Source organism: Amycolatopsis silviterrae (assembly GCF_042684085.1).
GTDB classification, from domain to species: Bacteria; Actinomycetota; Actinomycetes; order Mycobacteriales; family Pseudonocardiaceae; genus Amycolatopsis; species Amycolatopsis silviterrae.
Genome location: NZ_JBHUKS010000007.1, coordinates 113,210 through 133,500 on the forward strand (window position 1 = coordinate 113,210; position 20,291 = coordinate 133,500).

A 20,291-nucleotide genomic window follows, 5' to 3' on the forward strand; every position below is an offset into this window, starting at 1 on the left:
TGGAATTGGATTCCCTCAGGGGTCCCCTCACGGACGTCTTCGGGCGGAGCGGGCTGAGCTGGCTCCGCAGCCGCCCCAATGTGGCATTGGGTGCATGCGACGCACCCAATGTGGCGTTCGGTGCGTCAGACGCACCCAATGTGGCATTGGGGCGTGCGGAGCCGGGGTCAGCCGACGTAGGCGGTGAACGAGTGTTTGGCCTGGTACCAGATCGAGATGCCGATCGCGCCCGCCGCGGCGGCGCTGCGCAGGTCCAGCGGGCCGGGGCGGTCGGAGAGGAACGTGAAGTTCCGGATCTGCGCGCCGGGCACGAAATCGCCCTGGTTGCCGGACTTGCTCGCGCGCACGAAGTCCATCTGCTTGATCTCGATGGTGTCGCCGAAGCCGGCGAAGAGATACAGGTACGGCGGGCGGCCGGCGAGCGGGATGTAGAAGTGGTCGCCGTTCGGGGCTGCGGGGATCAGCATCAGAGTCTCCTCGTCGTTGCCGGAGCCGGGGGCGGGCGCGCTGCCCCCGCCGCCGGGAAGCTGGATGTACTGCTCGTTGATGTCGCACGGGACCCGGGAGACCTCGGTTTTGCCGTCGTTGCGCTGCCACAGGTGGGTCCAGGTCCGCTCGGCGGCGGTGGGCTGCGAACCGCAGCGCCAGTACCACGACACGATCCCGGCGTCGTGGACCGCGCGCAGCGTCTCGGAAAAGCCGTAGAACCCGGCTCGGCCCTGGCCGACCACGCTGGCGAACCCGCGGGCGAACCGCACGACGTCGTCGATCTGGAAGTCCAGCGCGTGCTTGTCGGCGGCGCAGGCCATCAGTATCGACTCCGGGAGGCCCATCCCGCGCGCGTCGGCGAGGCCCGCCTGCGCGAACGAGACGCCGCGGGCGAAGTCGTCGTCGGTGGTGCTGCCCCACGCGTCGTCCGTGCCCAGTTCGATGACCAGCGCGACCGTGATCCCGCCGCCGACGAGTTCCCGGTACTCCGGTCCGGTCAGCCGTTTCGAGGCCCGGCCCAGACCCGCGTAGCGGATCACGCCGCCGAAACCGGCCGCTTTCAGCGCGGCCGAACTCGGTCTTCCCGCCGAATAGTCAGCCCAGCGCATGACGGTCCGCCCCGGTTTCGGCGTAGCTCGGCGGCCGGTTGGACCCGAGCAGGATCCGCGTCAGCCACGGCGGCATCTGGGCTTCGAGACCGCGCAGCAGCGCGTAGACGACGGCGAGCACGAGCGGCACGATCACCTGGTTTCCCAGCCCGGCCACCGCGTCGGTCACCGACCCGGGCAGGCCGAGCGAGACGAGCCACGCGACGAGTGCCGACCACAGGCCGGGGACGACGGTGCGCAGCCAGGAGGTGAGGTGGTCGCCGAGCGGTCCGGTCGGGTGCGTCATGGCGGTTGTCTCCGGTGCGGTGGAAGGGGCGGGCGGGTTGTCCGAGGTGGTCTCGGGGTCCGATGTGGACGGTTCGGTCACGGTGCGGGTGGGCGGGTGGACCGGTTCCGGGGCTGGGAACGAGACCTCGACCGGGGGTGCCAAGGTCGCGGTTGCGCTCGCGGAAGACGAACCGTTCGAAGGCCCCGGTTTCGGCGGCGAGGCCGAGAGCGCGAGGGTCGGCGGAGACGCGGCCGAACCAGTGGACGGTTTCGGCGAAGGTGCGCTCGATCCGGTCTCCGGCGAACGCGCGGGTGCCGCCGAGCCGGTCTCGGGCGAGTGCGCGGTCGACATCTCCGCCGCGAACACCACCGGATCGGGCGGATCCGGCGGCGAGTCGATTTCCGTCGAGGGCTTCGGGGAATCGTCCGGAGGCGAAGGTTCCTCCGGGGCAGGCGCGGTGGGGTTCGGCCCCTGCCGGAAGAGCGGTTCGAAGCTGTCCGGCGGCAGGGTCACCGTGCCGTCCTCGCCGACGACGCCCAGCACCGCGTAGTGGTACTCGACGCCGTGCGGCGGGACCGGGCGCGGGCCGTCGTCGTCGCGGGGCCACTCGACGTCTCCGGTCACCGTGCGGGCCGGGATCTGCCAGTAGTCGCCGCGCCGGTAGGTGCCCGGCTGGCCGGCCGCGACCTCCGCCGACGTCCGGGGCGGGGCTTCGAAGCGCACCTGGACGCCGTCCTCCAGGTCGATCCACGTGTTCTCGACCAGCGGAACCGCGCCGTCCTTGCTGTCGCCGGCCAGGTGGTCCCAGCGGCGCAGGAACGGGTGCAGGTCCGCGTCGGAACCGGGGCCGCAGCGTTCGTCGAGTTCGCCGTCCAGGGTGACCAGCCGGTCCGCCGGGTCGATCGCCACGACTCTCCGCAGTGCGGGGGCCGGTTTGGGGCGGCGCTTCGCGGGGAGGTCGTCGGCGGCGCGGATGACGGCGGCGTCGTCGAGCAGTTCGACCCAGTCGCCGACGTCCAGGTCCAGTTTGCTGTCCCGGCCCAGCGTTCCGAGCGTCACCGTCGCACCGGATACCGAGACGATCGGGAACACCACGGACGCGTTCTCCCGCGACCATTTGAACGTCGCGCCGTGCAGCGTCTCGCCGGATTCCTTCGTGGGCGCGGAATCCGTCCACGCGCGGCCTCCGGTGTGCACCTCGACGCGGTACAGCTGGTTCTCCTGCCCGCGGAACCGCGCCTCCGGCGGCAGGTGGCAGGCGTCCGTATCGCCGGGGTGTTTCGCCTGGGCGGCAAGCAAGCCGGGCTCCGGGTTCAGCGAGTGGCGGAAGTCCGCGAAATCGTCCGCGTTCTGCCCCGCGCACCACGCCACCTGCCAGACGACCTTCGCCCGTGCCGCGGTGTCCGGGCCGGGATCGCCGAGCGCGATCTCGCGGATCGCCGGATCCTGCAGCGCGGTGATCAGCCGTTCCCACACCCGCAGGTACACCACGAACGGCCCGGTTTCGGGCAGCGTGTCCTTCTCCTGGTCGAGGTAGCCCTCCGGCTGGGACCAGTAGCGCGTGGCCCGGTCGTTCTCGACCAAGAGCCCGTCGACGTACAGCCGGCCGGCCGAGATCCGCAGGTCGGTGATCTTCCGCTGGTCCAGCACGGGGTGCAGCCGGAATCCGGGCTCGCCGGCGGGCACGGCGGCCGGGCCGAGCAGGTCGGCGACGGTGGTCCGCAGCTGGTGCAGCAGGATCGCGGCCTGCTCGTTCGCGTCCGCGTCGAGCTGGACCCGGCCCTGCTGCGCCAGCACCGCGGAGAAGTGCTTCAGCGAGTCGAAAGTGCGGCGCGAGAAGTCGGCTTGCATGGCGGTCTCCTAAGTGGCGAACAGGATGCCGGCGTCCGTGCCGGCCGGGGTGTACTCGTCGAGCCGCAGCCGGAGACTGTCCTCGCGTTGCGGGTGGAACAGGTCGTGGAAGGCGCCCATCTCCGAACCGTCCTCCGCGCCGCGGCTGATCTCCTCCGGACCGGACCGCGCGAGCTGCGCGTAACCGGGGGTGCCGTAGCGGACCGAGGTGAACCGGGGGACGACGCGCACCGGATCGCCGGAATGCTCTGGCTCGCAATGGAAACGCGGTGGCGTGCGCGAACTCTCCGGCAGCCAGCAGAAGCGCACGCAGCCCTCGTGACGCCGGGCTATCCGCACCCGACCGTCCATAATGGAGTTCTCGATCAGTCCGGTGCCGTGCGCGAAGACGGAACCGAACACCGTGCACCGGCGAACGTCGACCACCGCGTGCGCGCAGCCGTCGTCCGGACCGCACAGCGCGGCCAGGCCGGGACCGGCGGCGTCGAGAATGCTGTCGGTGAGCCGGATTTGGTTGGGCTCGCGGTGCACTTCGTCGGCGGAGACGAGGATCGTGCCGAGGATGCTGTGTTCCACGCACAACCTCGCCGGCGTATCGGCGAGTTCGACGCTCGCTTCCTCCTCGTGTTCCGGACAGCAATCCGCGTCGAGCGACCATCCGGGCACCAAGGTGCAGTGCCGCACCGCGAACTGCCCGACCGGACCGTGCACCTGCACGCTGCGCCCGGTGACCAGCAACCCGTCGAAGACGACCTTGGGCAGCGGGTCGTCTTCCGCGCCCCGGCCGGTGCCGATGATCCGCAACGCGTCCGGGCGGTTGCTGTTCCAGTCGAGCAGGCGCAGCACCGGACGCGTTCCGCTCGCCGCCCGCAGCGTCAGGCAATCGCCGCGATCGACGGTCAGCTCGATTTGTTCCTGGTACGCGCCGCTGTCGGTGAATTCGATGACCGCCTCGCGCGCGGACGGATCGGTTTCCTTGTCCCGCTGCCATTCCTCGACGGCTTCCATGACGAATTCATGGTGTCCGGGACCGACGCGGTACACATTCTCCGCCGGTTCCGTCTCGCGCGGATACTCACCGGCGCCGGTATCGTCGGAAAACCCGTAGTGATAGGTGACCCACACGCCGGTTTCGGGGGCCTGCCGGGTCGGGAACGCGATCCGGCCGAGCACCGGGTCGAGCGCGACCTTCCCGTGCGCGGGCCGGTAGCGCCAGCCGGACAGGTCCGCGGGCACGATGTCGCTCAACGGCACCGGATTCCCGTTGCCGAGGTAGACACACAGGCTCTTGCCGGGTCCATAGTAGACAGCTGGCCGGTCGGCGAAGGCTTGCCGTCGGATGAACACCGGCACGTTCGTCTCGTCGGCGATATGGGTGGGCGACGGTTCCCGCACCGGGGCGACGATCAGCGGAGTGTCGTTGCCCAGAATGCTGAACGTGAACCGGGTCCGCGCCCGGTCCTCGCAGTACGCGGGCCCGCGCGTGATCGAATACGGTTTCAGCCGCCACACGTACAGGCCGATTTCCGGGATGCCGAACCGCCCGGTCCCGCGATGCGAGGTGATCCGCCGGACGTCGATCGCATGCGCCAGCTCGTCGAACGGCCCGTCGAGCCGGTCGAGCGCGTCGGCCCCGCGCAGGTCGGCCAGCTGGCCCCGGGTCAGCCTCCGCCGGTCGGCTCGCGGGTCCCGGCCGTGCAGCCGGACGGCCTGCGAAACCGCCAGCAGCTGCCGGAATTCGACCGCGCGCGCCGGCCACTCCGCTACATCGGCGGCGAGTTGTTCCAGCAGTGCCAAGGTTCCCTTGCGCCGCCGATTGCCCACGGTGTGCGCGACGTCGCGGCGAGGCGCGAGCGCCGACAGCAGCCGCCGGGCCGCCGGCGATCCCGACGCGAGCGTCTCGTCCGCTCCCGGCAGGATCCGGTACCCGACCAGATCGCCGAGGTAGGGCGCGACCCAGTCCTGGCAGGTCTCGACGAACCAGTCCGCGTACTGCGCGTCCAGGTCCGCGCCGATCAGGTCGGCCTGCTCGGTGATGACGCCGAGCAACGCCTTCAGCGGCCCCGCGTTCTCCTCGTCGCGCCGCCGGTAGACCGACGGCATCAGCTCGTAGAGCCGGTCCGGATTGCGGGTCATGGGATCCTCACCAACGTCAATGCCTCCGGCACGCCCGCCGGAAGCACCGCGAGCCGGGCGGGCCGGATGCCGCGGTACACCGTCAATTGCTGCCCCTGTTCGAGCGCCGTCGACTCGAGCCCCGGGTTCAGCGCGACCAGCTCGTCCATCGTCAGCCCGTGGCGGAGCGCGATCGTCGTCAAGGTGTCCGGGCCGAAACCGTCCACGTAGCCCGCCGTGTCGAAGACTTCCTCGAACCGCGCGCCCGACGCGCCGACGCACGGCTGCGCCTTGGTAAGCCGGTCCGAGATCGTGGCCAGCTCGATCGGCGTGACGTCGCCGCCGACGCCGTCGAACACGTCGATGTCCGCGTAGTCGACCCCGGGCACGGCCTGGATCGCCGCGAACGCTTCGCTGAGGAAAGCCGGTTCGCCGAGTTCCCTGCGGGCAAAGGAAAACTTGTCCAGCAGCGCGGCGCGCACCGCGGGCTCGACGAGATCCCACGAGTAGTCCGGCAGTACCTTGATCCCGGCGCGCAGCACGAGCAGCACCCGTTCCCGCACCGCGACCCGCACCTCGATGCCGCGATCGCCGAACCCGGCCAGCGCGGCCTCCAGCGCGACCACCGACCCGGACGACGAGTCGATCCGCGCATCCCCGGTCGCCGCGACCGTCACGTGCACCACCCGCCGTCCGCCGTCAGACAGCTTGACCGCCTTGGCTTTCCCGATCCCCGCGCGGGCCCGGGTGAAGTCCTCGTAGTCGCGGACCGACACCAGCCGGTCGAGCGCGAGCATCCGCAACGGGATCGAGGCCCGGACGTCCGCCGGTCCGTCGCCGTCCGCTCCCCCGCCGGACGGCAGCGGGTTGGTCACCGCGCGCACGCCCGGCGGCCGGACGGTCGCCTGGTTGATCTGCCCGGCCGCGACATTCCCGTCGTGGCCCGCGCCCACCCGGTAGACCGCCGTCACGTTCTCCGTGCCAGCGGGAAGGCGCGCGCCGTGGACACCGTCGCCGAACCGGAGCGTGCGGGTGCCGTCCGCTGCCGCGGCGACCTCGTAGTCGTGCCCCGTCGGCCCGGACCAGACCAAGCCGTCGGTTTCGTGCCAGCGCACGCCGGACACGCGCGCGGTGAGCGTGCTCTCCGCACCGGACGGGTTGGCCGACGGCCGGAAGGTGAGCGGATTGTCGGCGTTGACCTGGCGCAGCTGGAAGGTCTGCCCCGCGACGCCCGGATCGCCGCTGCCGAGCACCTCGGTGCGGGTCTCCCCTTGATCAGCCTCCACGACGTTGCCGTGGATGGTCGCCGTATCCCGGCGGTACCGGTAGGACAGCTCGGTGGCCAGCGACAGGAACGTGCGGACATGGCTGCCGTTGCGGCTCGGTTCGACCCGTTGCCGGACACCGGCCACCATGGTCAGCTCGGCGGCCTGGATCCCGCTGGTGTGCGGCACGTCGGTGCGTTCGCCGGACACCACCAGCCAGCGGCCCGGCCGGAGCCCGTCGTAGACCCGCGACAGCTCGATCTCGTCGCCGTGCACGTCCTCGGTGATCGGGTCGCCGATCGCGGTGAGCGCGTCGCCGTGCGCCCACACGACCGTGCCCGCCACCGGCACCGGCGAGACGACCCGGTTCACGGTGAGCTTGGTGACCTGCTTGGTCCCGACCTTCTTCGGCTTGGACTGGGCATCGAGCACCGTGACGTCGACGTCGGCCAGTTCCACCGCGGTCACCTGCGCGGAGTCCGTCTCGCGTGCCGCCGATTCCACCACGACCCAGCTGTCCTTGGCGATGCCGTCGTACACCGCGTCCAGCCACATCGTGGTGGTGTTCGCCGCGTCCGCGATCGCACCGGACGGACGGTCCACGACGACGGCCCGGGTCCGCAGCGCCTGCACGCCGGACAGCGCCGGCGGCGGCGCGATCTGCTCGTTCGCCCAGGCGTGGTGCAGATTCGGCCCCAGCCTCCGGTCGGCCTCGATGAGCAGTTTCGGGTGGACGTCGGAACCGGCGTGGAACAGCTTGTCTATTGTGGACGGAAGATCGATCGCCCGGCGCGGCGGCCGGGACGGCTCGCGGCGCAGCAACGGCAGCACCGGGGTCAGCCCGATCAGTGCGGCCGCCCGGTCGCATTCCGGGCCGTAAGTGGGCCGGCAGCCGTCGAAGCCGTAGGTCGGCGCGTCGCAGAACAATCCGCGGGCGAGACTGTTGAGGTAGCGCAGTTCCGGATCGTTTTCCCGCCTCGCGTCGATGCAGAACTTCAGCAGCACGGCCGTCGCGTCCGACACCGGTTTGACGAACGTGCGGAACCAGTTCTGGACCGCGCAGCTCCCGTGCGCGCGGGCGAGCGCGGCTTGTTCCGCCAATTCGGTGCTCAGGTGGTAGACGGTGCGGGCCAGGGTCGAACTCACGCCCTGCAGAGTGCCGAGGTTGTCCAAATAGGACTTCGTGGTGGTGAGCAGGATGACCGTGTGGTCGCTCCAGGGCGACGATGCGGGCTGATAGGACAACGCGGTCCCGACCGCTGAGACGAGGGTGAAGACCGCCAGGTTCAGCTCGTCCAGGAGAACGTCCGGGGTGACCAGTGTGACGGTCGTGCGGCCGGCCTGGAAGTCCTCCTTCGCGGCCGCGACCACCCGCACCACCGGGGTGAACGTGCCGAACAGCAGCAGTAACCGGTCCCCCGGCTTGAGCGCGGCGGTGGTGCCTTGAATGCCGATCCGCGGGACATACGGCGCGGTTTCGGCGTTGACGTCCACCGGCTCGGCCATGGCGAGCTGAAGCGCGTTCCATTCCTCGCGGGCCTGGAGTTCCGCCGTGGTCTCGAACGTCTGCGGCAGCTGGCCCTGCGCGGGCACGCTCTTGGCCGCCGTACCCGCCGGAATCACCGTCCGCGCGCCGGGGTCCAGCGTGTACGCGAGATAGGTGGTCGCCGACAGTGCGGGCCGCGGCGTGTAGCCGACGAGCGCCCCGAGGTGGCCGAGCGATTCGGGTTCAGTGGCGGTCCGAAGATAGCCCTCGTTGGCGATCCGCTCTTGGTAGAAGGTCAGCACGTCGCCGACGACGGCCCAGCAGTCCAGCAGCGCGATCGCCGGGTCGTCCGGATCGCGCGTGGTGAGCGGGTCCAGCGCGGCCCGGCTCGCGAGCCGGGCCAGCATCGACTGGCGGAACCGCCCGTAGGTGCCGATCCGGCGGGACAGCGCGGGAAGGCCGGGCCGCTGGTAGGTCGTCGCCGGGGTCATCGGGCCGGGTCCCGCGCAGCAGTTCATCGTCCGCCTGCCAGGTCGAGGGTGAGCTGCCCGTTTTCGGGACGGCTCGGGTCGTCGTCCAGTCGCGCCACTTCGAGCGGCCCGATCGGGAGCACTCCGGTGGCCAGCGCGGTGCCGGGCGGGCCGAACAGCCGCTCCAGGCGCGTCACCTCGGCGTGCCGGACTCCGGGCGCCGCGGCCACGGCCGCGACGATCTGGCCGACCCGGATCGGGGTGCCGAAGGTGAGCCGGTCGGGCTGGAAGAACGCGCCGAGCACCCGCCTCAGCGCCGAGCGCACGTGCCCGGCGATGTGGTCGGGCAGCACCTCGACGTGCACCGTCAGATCGAGCGGGACGAGGGTCGCGCTGAAGACCGAAAGGTCGTGGCCGATCCGGCGGTAGCGGTACAGCCCGGCGCGCGTCTCGTCGAGCAGCCAGCTCGGCGCGACCTCCATGCCGAGCGGGTCGATCGCGACCTGCGCCTCGTACCAGCTGCCGGTCCAGCGCAGGTCGCCCGCCGCGCGTTGCACGTTCGGCGAGGCTCCGGCCAGCGTCGCGTAGTCCTCGGCCGTGATGGCTCGCAACAGCCGGCGGCGGGCCTCCTGCGGAGCGCGCAGGCGGACCTCGGACACCGGCTCGGGCTCGACGCCGCCCTTGGCGGGCAACGGATTGCGCACGCTTCGAATGCCCGGCACGTCCGTACCGCGGAAGACGATGCTGCTGATGGCTTCGCGGCCGACGTTCCCCGCCACGCCGGTCCCCACCCGCATCCGCGCGGTCAGCTTGCCGCTCAACGGGAACTTCGCGCCATTACGGCCGTCACCGAAGCGCAGCACGGTCGCGCCGGTGTCGGTGACCTCGCCGACGAAGTGCCGGTCCGCCGGTCCGCTTTCGAGCAGGTCTCGCCGGGCCACCCAGCTGTCGCCCTTTCGATCGGTGACCGTCACCGCAGGCAGTGCGGCCCGCGGATCTGGTTGGGTAGCAAGGCTTGCCGGACCACGGAACGCCGAACGGTGCTCATCGAGCTTCGAGCCTTCGTCGCAACCCCAGCTCTGGCCGATCTCCCAGCCCTCGTTCGCAGCCGTGAGCACGTAGCCCGCGCGAGCCTGCCGGATGAGGTCCTTCAGCCGCTCCAGTTTGGTTTCCAGCAGATCGTCGAAGCGCGCCAGCAGGTACCGAAGCGCGCGCCGAGGATGCTCACGCAGGCCGATCTTCTTCACCAGCTTGGCACCGAAAAGCACCGTGACAAACTTGATGTCCTCTTCGGACAGTTCACCCCGCCACAGCGCGGTCAGCCGAGCGCGGATCCGGCCGGGAAGACCGACCAGCCACCGTGCCTGCGCGGCCGCGACGTCGGCGGGATCCGGGAACGGCACGCTCTGCGTGATCGGCTGCGGGCGCAGCTGCGGCTGAACGACCACCGGAAACGGCGGGTACGCCAGCTCAGGTTCGGTTTCGCCGCAACCACATCCGCAATTGCGCGGGCACTGTGGTTCCTCCGGGGCCGGATCGGGAACGTCGTAGTCCTCCGGCTTGATCCGCCCGCCGTGCTCGACCAGAACCACGTTGCCCCGCGCGACACCGACCTCAAGGTCGACGCAGTCCGGTCCACCGCGAGCGTTGACACACAACGAAAACGTCAGCGCGTCCTCACGAGCCCAGGTGACTTCCAGCAGCTTTTGCTGGTACAGCTCATCCTCCGCCTCGGTCACTGAGATCAGCCGGACGGCCTGCCGGTGCGTGTGGTCCGCGTCGGCCGGAAGACCGGACTTCGCGCCGACCAGCTCCTCGAAGAACAGCACGTCGCCCGGTTCAAGGCACAATGTGCGGTCGTTGTCCGTCAGTGTGGCCGAGGTCGTCCCGGCGGGCAGGCAGCAGTCGTGGTCGCCCCACGTCCACAGGCTGATCCGGTTGCGGGACGGGAGAAGCCGCAGCGCTTCGTCATGGACCGGCTCGAACACTTCCGGCGCGCCGCGGAGATCCCGTTCCGCCAACGCGGGCCCTGGCAGCGTGCTGAACCGGAAGTGCCCCTTGGGGATCGTGACCTCGTCGTCGGCTTCGAGGCACACCCAAGCCCGCGCGGAACACCCGTCGTGCATCAGATAGTCGACCAGCCGCGCGTGCCGCCGGACGGAAACCCGCAGCCGCGCGGTGTCCAGGTACGCCTCGGTCGCCACCGCGTCCTGCTGATAGCTCAGCCGGTCGCCCTCGTAGGCGAGCAGTTCGGTCAGCATGACGCCGATGTCCGGCACGTGCCGCTCGGTCCAGGACGGCATCGTCAGCTTCAACCGGTCCAGCAGCAGCTGCCGGAAGCTGGCGTAATCCTTGCTGAGGTAGTCGATTTCGACCACTGCGTCCGTCTGCGGTGGACACTCCTCGGCCGGCGCGCAGTCGACGTCGCCACAGCTTCCGAACGTGAAGTCCGCAAAGGAATACCGCGGATCGAAGCCCGGATACGGCCGCGTACCCGGCTTGCCGATCGGGCCACACTCCACAATGGACAGACGATACGCAGACAGATCCCCAACACGATCGACCGTCAGCCGCACCGCGTCCGCGAGTTCCGGATCCTCGCTCGCCCACGTCTCGACCGCGACAACCGCGATCCCGGTCACCCGCCGCCCGCCGTCGATCCGGAAGTTCGCCGGTCCCAGGCTTTCCGGTGCCTTGCCGAAGAACCCCACCGCAAGCGAGCGACCGTCGTCGCTCACGCCGACCGAGTCGATGCCATTGCGTCCCGCGACCCGCACGTCCGCCCGGCGGCGTTCGTCCGCACAGCCGATCATGCCGCCCTCCCGGTGATGACGTCCTCGCGCCGTTCGCCGGTCGCGAGGAGGACGTAGCCGATTTCGATCCGCAAGGTGCTGTCCTCGGCGGTGACCTCCAGGTGCTGCACCGTGATCAGGTCGCCGAGCCACCGGTGCAACGCGCCCTCGGCCGACACCTGCACCGCCGCCGCCAGCTCCGGGCTGTTCGGTTCGAACACCAGGTCCAGCAGCCCGCAGCCGAAGTCCGGCCGCATCACCCGCTCACCCGGCGTGGTGAAGAGCAGCTGCTCGATCAGGTCGAGCACATGGTTCGCGTACCCGGTTTCCGCGACCCGGCCTCGTTCGTCGAAATGGAACGGAAAGTCGATGTCCACAGTGGTCACCTCCCCGTGACGAACTGTTGCATGACAACCACTACCGGTGGTGCGGGCGGAACGGACCCGATGCACACGCCGCCGCCCGGTCCGGACGGCGGCAGCTGCGTGAGCACCGGCGTCCCGCCCGCCAGCAGGGACGAGATGTTCGCCCACTGCACCTTCGTGCAAGGCGGCGTGGCCGTGCATCCGGCGACGATCAGCTGGTCTTTCGTGGTGAGCACCGGCATTCCGTTCACCAGCGCGGCGGGCGGCCCGGCGGGGATCGCGGTCACCGCGCCGCCGTGCGGGCAGTTCATCGTCATTCCGCTGTGCAGCAGGAAACCCGGCATGGCCACCCTCCTACTTCGGAACGACGAAGGTGCCGTTGTTGATGATGACCGACGTGCCGGCGAGCCGGATGGAGGCGAGACCGGGACCGCAGGACAGTTCGATCCCGGTCTCGTTGAGCTTCACGTACGGGCCCGTCGGACCCTGGATCTGCAGCTGGATGCCGCCGGTCGGGCCGGGCTGCTGGGTGATCAGCAGGTAGTTCTGCGGCGGCAGCCCGACCGTGGTCAGCGGCGTGCCGATGACCACCTGCGGCACGCCGGGCAGGATGCTGGACGCGATCGGCGGCCCTTCCTCGCGCACGTCGCGCCGGAAGCCGGTCCATACCGCACGGCCGAGGTCGCCGCCCTGGAACTCGACCCACACGCCGGAACCGATCAGCGGCACCACGTTCATGCCCGGCGCGGCGGTGCTCGCCCGCGCCCAGACGGCGTTGTCGCCCAATACGTCGCCGACGCGCACGAGCAGCCGGTCGAGCCCGAGCGGGTCTACATTGGACACCACCTCGCCCTGATAGGTGCCGTCGAACCGGGATTCTGCGGTCGTCATGCGCTCACCTGCTGGGAGAAGGGGACGAAACCGTCCCTGGTCAGGCCGAAACTCTGCTTGTACTCGCCGCGTTTGATCTCGTGCGTGACCCGGCTGACGTAGTAGAGGCCGTCGTACGCGAGCCCCGCGCCGCGCACTCCGACGAGCGCGCGCGACTTGAGCACGTGGCCGTACCGGAGCACGTCGAGCTTTCCCTGTCCGGTCACCGCGTCCGCGCCTTTCGCGGCTTTGCTCAGCGCCCGCAGCAAGACCTCGGGCGTCGGTCGTCCGGCCAGGTCCAGCAACGGTTCCTCGTGCAACGCCACCGCGGGACGCGCCGCCAGCGGCGGTCGCAGCAGCGAGAGGCCCGGCACCGGAAGGGAAATCCCGATCTTGGTCCGAGGCTCGGTGATCCGGATCGTGTACTGCTTCCCGGACATCCCGTCGAAGCCGAACGACAGGGATTCCACGTTGGTCGCCGTCCCGGAATCCACGGTGAGCGCGGGCTGCACGACCCCGGCCCGCACCTCCGGGCCCCAGTACCCGATGCTCGCGCCCGGCGCCGGCCCCGGGATCAGGTAGAAGGCGTACCCCGCGTCCTGGGCCAGTTCCCGGAGATAGCCGAGATCGGTGTCGGACTGGCCGGCGACCCGCTCCTGCGGCAGCTCCGGTTCCCAGAACAGCACGGGGACCGGCGCGGGCACGATTCCGTACATCGCGTACTTCGCCAGGATCTTCAGCACCCGCACGTGCAGCGGCAGCCCGGGGAAGATCTCCTGTTCGTACCGCAGGTCCATCAGCGCGGTGAGGTCCTCGCCGGTGACCGTGAGCCGCGATTCGCCGGGCCCGGCCCCCGGGCTCATCTCGTGCCGGGTGATCACCCCGTCCATCAGCACGTCCGGCGAACCGCCGACGATCACCGACAGCACGACCCGCGCGGGCGGATCGAGCAGCCCGGACGGCAGCAACGTCCGGGTGAGCACCGAGTTCCGGCTCACCGCGAAGGTCAGCTGGAACCCGCTCCGCTCGCCCGCGGCGGAGGTGACCTGTACCGACTGCAGCGCGTCGATCAGCGCGTGCGGCACCGGCGCGGCGAGCACCCGGCCCATCATCAGCTGCAGCTGAAAGCTCTTACCCACCAGCGGTCCCTCCCGCCGGAATCCCGGGCGGCAGGGTGATCCGCAGCCGGCGGCCCGGTTCCGCGGTCAGCTCGTCCGGATCCATCGCGCGGTTCGCGTCCGCGATCCGCCAGTATTGCTCGGCGTCGCCGAACACGTCGCCGGCGATGCGGTCGAGCCGGTCGCGGGGTTTCACCACGCGTTCGCCGATCTGCGCGAGCTGCTCGGGATGCGGCAGCAGCCGCCGCTGGACGAAGCGGACCGAGCGGCCGTCCGGGAGATCGCGGACCGCGGTGGGCAGGCCGTAGTAGCGGCTGGTCGCGGAGAACATCGGGCACCTCCTAGACAGTCGGCACGCCGACGTCGGTCACCGGGTGGTTCACTCCGTCAGCGAAGCGTTCTTTCTGCTGCAGATAGGTCAGATACAGCGTTCCGCCCTTGGCGCGGGCACCCGGATCGCCGGGACGCGGGTAGCCGAGGTCGTCGACCGTGAGCACGCGGACGGTCACGCTGACCTTCGCCCGGATCGGATTGAGCGTGGCGTCGAAGGCTTCCTCGGTGACGCTGAAGTCGGTGATCCGCACCGGCACCACGCGTTTCGGCCCGAGAACGAGCACCGTCAGCGGCGCTTCCACCGGCACGATTTCGAGTTGCCCCTGTCCGGCCAGCTGGTCTTCGTTCCGCAGCTGGGCGTACGTCGGCGCCATGTTTTTCTCCAGCGCGCAGAGCACCGGGAACAATCCGTCGGGGAACTTGGCGGGCGCTTCGGTGGCGTCGAACTCGGCCTCGAACCGGTACGACTCGTGCGGCGGGCCCTTGAGCCGCAACGATTCCAGCCGGTCGCCCGGTTCCGAGCCGATGCCCTGCAGCTGCACGGTCCGGGTGAGCGTGTCGGGGTTGTACTGGAACGGAATCGTCTTCGACGGCAGTCCGCTGTCCGGATCCACGAGCACGAACCCGCCCCGGACGGGATTCAGGCTCTGCGGAAAGGTGGTCATCGTCGTGGTCCTCCCCAGCGAACGGCGGAACGCCTTGCCCCCAAAGCGTGCCGGAACCCCGTCACCAAGGCGTCACCGCTCAGAGCGTGTTCCGCGTGATGCGGCGCTGGCCGTATCTTCACGTCCGTGAGGGGCACCTTCACGGACGTGGATTCCCATGCCGGGGACTTAAGCCAGGCGGCTCAGCCTACCGACTGTCCATAAAGGACACCCAGACCAGCGAAATGCCCGATTAGCCCCGCAATGCCCGTTTCTTCAATTCTGTGAGGGGCACCCTGAGGGAATCAGATTCCCTCAGGGTGCCCCTCACAGACAGCCGACTCAGCCGGCCGCCTCGCGAATACCCCGGTGAATCGACAGCGCGATCGCTTCGGCGAGCGAACCATCGGCGAGATCCGGTGCCACGACCCGGCGACGCCGCGCCGCCTGCCACGTTTGGCGCGGCGCGTCCGCCAGCTGCCGGGCCAGCGCCGTCTGCATCGCGTCGCGAAGCTGGCCGGGCGAGCCGTCCAGGCCGTCCAGCACCAGCCGGTCGATCCGCACCTCGATCATCGCCGGAAATCCCGTTCCGGCACCGGAAGTTCCAGCTTCCGGAACTCGGTGCGCGCGGCGGCCAGCACCGTGTCCTGCACGATCGAGGACCCGGCCGCCGCGGCCAGGAAAGCCGCGTTGAGCGCGATGTTCCGGATCATCGCACCGCTCGTCTGCAGCTGGGCCAGCCGGTCGAAGTCGAGACCCTCGCACGGGGCCCGCGCCGGGAACGCCTTCTGCCACATGATTTTCCGCTCGGCCGGGCCGGGAAACGGGAACTCGACCACGAACCGCAGCCGCCGCAGGAACGCGGTGTCCAGCGTCGACCGCATGTTGGTCGCGAGGATCGCCAGGCCGCGGTGGGCTTCCATCCGCTGCAGCAGGTAGTCGACCTCGATGGTGGCGTACCGGTCGTGCGCGTCGCGGACCTCGCCGCGCTTGCCGAACAGCGATTCCGCCTCGTCGAAGAACAGGATCGCGCCCTCGGCCGCGTCGAACAGCTTGCGCAGGTGCTTCTCGGTCTCCCCGATGTACTTGCTGACCACTGTGGACAGATCGATCCGGTAGAGGTCCAGCGCCAGCCGGTCCGCCAGCACCTCGGCCGCCATCGTCTTGCCGGTCCCGCTCGGCCCGGTGAACAGCACGCTCAACCCCAGATTGCGGCCGCCGAAGCCCCACGTCTCGTGCACCGTCGTGCGCTGCCCGACCTGGTCGGCGATCTCGCCGAGCAGCCAGCGGGCCTGCTCCGGCAGCACGAGATCGTCCCAGCCCGCCGCCGGTTCGAGCCGCTGGGCGAGCCCGTCCACCCTCGGCCGGGTGCGGATCCGGCATTCCTGCCACACCTTTTCCGGATCGGCTCCGGCGACCGCCGCCACCGCCGCGATGCCCGGCAGGTCGAGCGCGAACTGCGCGGACAGCGCGTCGATCGCCGCCTGGTCCGTCCCGAGCACTTCGCCCCACGCCAGCGCGCGTTCCGCCGGCGTCGGCGGGCTGACCTCGAACGACCGGAGCCCCGGCCCGCCTTCGCGCACCGCCAGCACCGCCGGTCCCCCGATCCGGTCGAGAAAGCGCCCAGCGTCCGTCCCGTCGCCTTCGAGGTACAACGCCAGCGGCAGCAACGCGGACTCGCGCTGCCAGATCCGCGCCAGCTGACCCAGCTCCGCGGGCTGCGCGGGCAACGCGGACGCCTGGAGCCGATACGCCGCGAGCCCGGAGATCTCCGCCGCGTAGGCGGTCACCTGCCGTTTGGCGGCCTCGTCGGCACCGGTGAGCTGCACCGGACCGGCGAGCGCCCACTGGCTCGCCACCTCCTCGGCGACCCGCCGCTGCGACGCCGACAACTCAGCCGGAGCCAGCGGCGTGACCAGCGGAGTCAGCCGGTCGTCAAGGCTGTTGAGGCCCTTCAGGTAGTTGACCGCACGCTCGGTGGCCCGCAGCGGCGCGGACACCACGCCTTGCCCGGAAACACCCTCGATGAGCTGCCAATACCGCAAACCGCCTTGCGGCGACACGGCTTCCCACGCCGGATCGGGCAGCACCCGAAGAGCCAAGCCGAACGTCGGATACGCCATGTGCGGATTGCCGTGCACCTCGGCGCACAGCCCCGCGACCGACGGATCCAGCTCGACGGCCGCGCACAGCAGCAAGGTGTCCCGTTCGAACCGCGACAGCCCGAGCCGCGCCGCCAGCACGGTCAGCGCCGGCGGCGGGTCGATCGCCTCTGCGGATTCCACAGCTTCGACCGGGACCTCTTCGCCGGGGTGACGCAGACGTTCCCGCAGCCACTCCAGCGACGCGGCGAGGAAGCGTCCGTTGGCCGCCTCCCAGTCGCCGGTCATGAGATCGTGACCGTCTGGGTGGCGTCGAACTTCGGCTTCGGCCCGGTGCGGTCGACCAGCAGGCTGTCCACGCCGCCGATCCGGAGCCGGGCGAGGTGGGTGCCGACCGGCGCGTCCGGCACGTCGAAGATCAGGTCCGCGCCGGTCACCGGATCGTCCGGCCGGGCCGCGACCGCGCGCCGCTCCAGCACCGACCGCGACCCGAGCACCAGCAGCACCGGCTGCCCGGTCCGCACCGGGGGACGGCAGGCGAGCCGGACCACCGCGGCCGATCCGTTCCGGTGCACGGTCATCGGCATCCGGCTGGTGATCTCCGGCGCGACCGCCAGCGAAACCTCGTTCGTCGCCGTCGTGCCGGACACCAGCGCCACCGACCAGAGCCCGGCCGGAAACGCCTGCGGCGGCCCGGTCAGCTCGAACCGGACCTCGGCCGCGTTCCCCGGAACGACCGGGATCGAGACCGGTTCGGCCAGCAGCGGATGCGTCAGCCGCACCTCGTTCGCCAGATCGAGATGCGCACCCCGCAGCACGACCCGGCCGCCGAGCTTGACCGACGCCTGTTCGTGCTCGCGGCCATCGGTGCCGATCGCGACCGGCACCGCCGCGTTGAGCTGCGGGAACGGCGATTCGACCCCGGAGGCCGCTTCCGGCCCGCGGTCCTGCGCGCCCCGGCGCAGCACCGGCACCGGCAACCGCGGCGGACGTCGGCTGTCGATGAGCACCGGCCTGGCCTCGAAGGCCACGGTGAGCCGGTAGCTGGTCTGAAACGCCGACCAGAGCGAGTAAATGTCCTTCTCCGCGAAGGACTGCCAGGTGAGCCGGATCAGCTCGGACTGCTCCGAGACGTCGCTGGGCGACTGCACCTGCCGCAGCCGCTCCCGGCTGAGGTGCGGATGCTCGTGCAACGTCCGCAGCGCCCCGCCGAGCATCCGGTGCGCGATGGTGTCCGCGCCACCCGGCACGTACGCGGTGAGCAGGTAGTGCAGGATCAGCGGCAGCTGCGGATCGCCGTGCTCGCCGGGCCCCAGCCCCACCGGATCCTCGTTGCGCAGCCCCTCGTCGATGCCGATCTGGTAGAGGAACAGGTTCAGCTGCGGATCGCCGCTCGGCCCCGGCGTCTCGTGCGGCGGGCGCGCTTCGACCTTCGCGCCGATCTCGACCTCGCGCGCGCCTTCGAGGACCAGCTGGACCAGCGCCTCGGTCACCGCTTCGATGGCATTGGCGTCGCTCATCCGCGCTCCCGGAGGTAGTCGTCGAGGCTCAGCAACGGTTTCCGCTCCGGCCGCGGCTTCGCGACCGGAGCCGGTGCCGGACGCGCGGTCACCTCGACCCGGCCGATGCTGATGTGCACGTCCGGTTCGGCCGGTGGTTTCCGTCGCCGGACCACCAGGGCCTGCGGCGGCGGTGGCGCCGGTTCCGCACGGGCGACCGGATGCGCCCGGACCGGCTCGACCGGATAAGCCCGCGCGACCGGAGCCGACCCGGTTGGCGCTGGCGTGGTTTGCGGTGCCGGTGCGTCGGCTGGCCGCGGTACCGCCACGACGTCTCGCCGCAGCTGTTCCGTCCGCGTCTCGCGCTCCAGTGATCGTTCGGTGACCCGCTCCGTATGGGAGACGGCCGCGTGCTCGGTGTGCGTCCGAGACTCGACGACGCTTTCCCGCACGACAGCGGCCGGATCTCCCGGCTTCGGAGCTGGCAGCGGAACCTCATGGACGTGCTCGACCAGTTTTGCCTGCGGCAGCACGGTTTCACGCACGCTTTCGACCTTCCCCGGAAGCGGCACCGAGACGTCGCGGACCTGTTCGACCCGCTCCGGCCCGAGCACCTCGCGGACGCGCTCGACTTCCTTACCCGCCACCGGTTTCGGCTCCGCCTCGGTGAACGTGCCCATCGGCAGGTCCGGCTCCGCTCCGACCGGGCTCGCAGGCTCGAACAACGTCGGCACGAGCGGCCGGATCGGCGGCGCGTCGACCCGGCCGAGCAGCCGGTCCACGAAATCATTCATGCCGTAGTCCCCGCGAGTTCGAGATAACGCCGGCGCCGGCCAGGGCTCACCGCGAGCACTTCCGCCTCCGACCAGCCGTAAGCGAGCGCGAGCGCGTGCACGTCGTACAACAGCCGCCGCGCACAGGCCTCCAGCTCCGTCCACAGATACACCGCGATGTCGAACGGAGAAGCCCAGCGATGCCCGCACACGGCGCAGTCCAGATCGATCCGGACGTCCGCCTGCGGATCGCACGCGGCCAGCGCGTCCGGCAGCGCGGCGAGCACCGCGTCCGGCAGCTCCGACCGGTCCACGTCCTGCCCGCCAGACCGCGCCGCCACCACACACCTTTCCAGCAGTGCGCGTCTACTGTGGACTTCCAGCAGATCCCGGCTCGTCACCGGCCGGAACTCGACCTCGTACCCGTCCACCGCGATCATCGCCGGACTGTCCACTCGCGACGGACGAAGATCCCGGCTTGCCAGCTCAAGCTCAAGCTCCTCGCCGCACGACGGGCAGTTCACCAGGCACGGGAAAGCAGTACCGAAGCACCGTTCCCGCAGGGCCAGCAGGAATTCATCCCGCTGGCCCACTGCGAGATCGCCGGCCGCGGCCGGTTCGGCACCGCCCGCGACCGCCAGGACGAGCGCCCGCCGGACCGCGCTGAGCCCGTGCGCCGTCTCCCACACGTCCAGGAGACTCGCCTCGGTGAACATCACGCCGGATCTTCGAAGAACACGTCCTGCGGCTCCGAAACCTCCTCGGCGACCCACCCCTCGTTCTCGACCTTGATGTGCTGCACGGCCACCGCGTTGGCGTTGGCGTCCAAATCGGACACCGGCTGCCACTCCGAAACCCAGCAGTTGAAGACCTGATAGGACAGCACCTTCTGGCCGCCCTCGTCGAACACGTCGACGATGAGGTCGCGGCGGAAGTCCTTGAGCGAGGTCTCCAGCCCCTGCCCGGAGTTGGCGAAACTCCACACGCGGTTCGCCCATTGCGCGAACACCTTGTCCGCGGTCACGCCGCGTTCGAGGGTGATCGCGTCGTATTCGGTGCGGCCGGGGAGTTTCGCGCTGGTCGCCGGATCGCCGCCGGACCGGTGCTTGATCACCTCGGTGCTCCGCTTGAACCCGGTGATCTTGCTGACCCCGAGCAGATAGTCGCCGCCGCTGAACTTCACCCGGAACCGGAAGTTCTTGTACGGGTCGCGGCGTTTCGTCTTGCTGTCGGACATGACGGT

17 protein-coding genes are annotated in these 20,291 nt (G+C 70.3%); all 17 read right to left on the bottom strand.

Features of this window, described 5'->3' with window-relative positions; genetic code table 11:
* Nucleotides 1-167: 167 nt before the first annotated feature.
* The 17 genes from ACFSVL_RS11750 to ACFSVL_RS11830 all read right to left on the bottom strand — a co-directional run bounded on the left by ACFSVL_RS11750 (nt 168) and on the right by ACFSVL_RS11830 (nt 20,285).
* Entirely contained in the window at nt 168-1,097 is a 930-nt protein-coding gene (locus ACFSVL_RS11750; protein ID WP_378303338.1) for a glycoside hydrolase domain-containing protein, read from the bottom strand.
* Nucleotides 1,084-3,216 (bottom strand): DUF6519 domain-containing protein, encoded by a 2,133-nt coding sequence (locus ACFSVL_RS11755; RefSeq protein ID WP_378303340.1) that lies wholly within the window; start codon nt 3,214-3,216, stop codon nt 1,084-1,086. Before ACFSVL_RS11755 ends, ACFSVL_RS11750 begins: the two co-directional genes overlap by 14 nt.
* A 9-nt stretch (nt 3,217-3,225) precedes the next feature.
* Nucleotides 3,226-5,352 carry a hypothetical protein gene (locus tag ACFSVL_RS11760; RefSeq protein WP_378303342.1) on the bottom strand — a complete coding sequence of 709 codons (2,127 nt, stop codon included), beginning with the start codon at nt 5,350-5,352 and terminating at the stop codon, nt 3,226-3,228.
* Nucleotides 5,349-8,573 carry a putative baseplate assembly protein gene (locus ACFSVL_RS11765; RefSeq protein ID WP_378303343.1) on the bottom strand — a complete coding sequence of 1,075 codons (3,225 nt, stop codon included), beginning with the start codon at nt 8,571-8,573 and terminating at the stop codon, nt 5,349-5,351. The genes ACFSVL_RS11760 and ACFSVL_RS11765 overlap by 4 nt, the downstream gene beginning before the upstream one ends.
* Nucleotides 8,574-8,596: 23 nt before the next feature.
* On the bottom strand, nt 8,597-11,365 hold the full coding sequence (locus ACFSVL_RS11770) for a putative baseplate assembly protein (protein ID WP_378303345.1): 2,769 nt from the start codon (nt 11,363-11,365) through the stop codon (nt 8,597-8,599).
* The gene (locus tag ACFSVL_RS11775; protein WP_378303347.1) at nt 11,362-11,721 is read right to left on the bottom strand and encodes a GPW/gp25 family protein; all 360 of its coding nucleotides are present in this window, start codon (nt 11,719-11,721) and stop codon (nt 11,362-11,364) included. Before ACFSVL_RS11775 ends, ACFSVL_RS11770 begins: the two co-directional genes overlap by 4 nt.
* Nucleotides 11,722-11,726: 5 nt before the next feature.
* On the bottom strand, nt 11,727-12,053 hold the full coding sequence (locus ACFSVL_RS11780; RefSeq protein WP_378303349.1) for a hypothetical protein: 327 nt from the start codon (nt 12,051-12,053) through the stop codon (nt 11,727-11,729).
* A gap of 10 nt (nt 12,054-12,063) precedes the next feature.
* Nucleotides 12,064-12,600, bottom strand: a complete 537-nt coding sequence (locus ACFSVL_RS11785) for a phage baseplate assembly protein V (protein ID WP_378303351.1) — start codon at nt 12,598-12,600, stop codon at nt 12,064-12,066.
* A complete protein-coding gene (locus ACFSVL_RS11790) occupies nt 12,597-13,718 on the bottom strand; it encodes a hypothetical protein (protein ID WP_378303353.1) in 1,122 nt (373 codons plus the stop codon). The genes ACFSVL_RS11785 and ACFSVL_RS11790 overlap by 4 nt, the downstream gene beginning before the upstream one ends.
* Nucleotides 13,711-14,028 carry a LysM peptidoglycan-binding domain-containing protein gene (locus tag ACFSVL_RS11795; protein WP_378303355.1) on the bottom strand — a complete coding sequence of 106 codons (318 nt, stop codon included), beginning with the start codon at nt 14,026-14,028 and terminating at the stop codon, nt 13,711-13,713. The genes ACFSVL_RS11790 and ACFSVL_RS11795 overlap by 8 nt, the downstream gene beginning before the upstream one ends.
* Before the next feature lie 10 nt (nt 14,029-14,038).
* A complete protein-coding gene (locus tag ACFSVL_RS11800) occupies nt 14,039-14,695 on the bottom strand; it encodes a hypothetical protein (RefSeq protein WP_378303357.1) in 657 nt (218 codons plus the stop codon).
* Between the two features lie 321 nt (nt 14,696-15,016).
* Nucleotides 15,017-15,247: a hypothetical protein gene (locus ACFSVL_RS11805; RefSeq protein WP_378303359.1), complete on the bottom strand. Its 231-nt coding sequence runs from the start codon at nt 15,245-15,247 to the stop codon at nt 15,017-15,019.
* Entirely contained in the window at nt 15,244-17,064 is a 1,821-nt protein-coding gene (locus tag ACFSVL_RS11810; RefSeq protein ID WP_378303361.1) for an ATP-binding protein, read from the bottom strand. The genes ACFSVL_RS11805 and ACFSVL_RS11810 overlap by 4 nt, the downstream gene beginning before the upstream one ends.
* Nucleotides 17,061-18,296, bottom strand: coding sequence for a DUF4255 domain-containing protein (locus ACFSVL_RS11815; protein WP_378303363.1), 1,236 nt, complete (start codon nt 18,294-18,296; stop codon nt 17,061-17,063). The genes ACFSVL_RS11810 and ACFSVL_RS11815 overlap by 4 nt, the downstream gene beginning before the upstream one ends.
* The gene (locus ACFSVL_RS11820) at nt 18,293-19,069 is read right to left on the bottom strand and encodes a hypothetical protein (protein WP_378303364.1); all 777 of its coding nucleotides are present in this window, start codon (nt 19,067-19,069) and stop codon (nt 18,293-18,295) included. Before ACFSVL_RS11820 ends, ACFSVL_RS11815 begins: the two co-directional genes overlap by 4 nt.
* Entirely contained in the window at nt 19,066-19,764 is a 699-nt protein-coding gene (locus ACFSVL_RS11825) for a T4 family baseplate hub assembly chaperone (protein WP_449224372.1), read from the bottom strand. Before ACFSVL_RS11825 ends, ACFSVL_RS11820 begins: the two co-directional genes overlap by 4 nt.
* Nucleotides 19,764-20,285, bottom strand: a complete 522-nt coding sequence (locus tag ACFSVL_RS11830; RefSeq protein ID WP_378303368.1) for a phage tail protein — start codon at nt 20,283-20,285, stop codon at nt 19,764-19,766. Before ACFSVL_RS11830 ends, ACFSVL_RS11825 begins: the two co-directional genes overlap by 1 nt.
* Between the last annotated feature and the right edge of the window lie 6 nt (nt 20,286-20,291).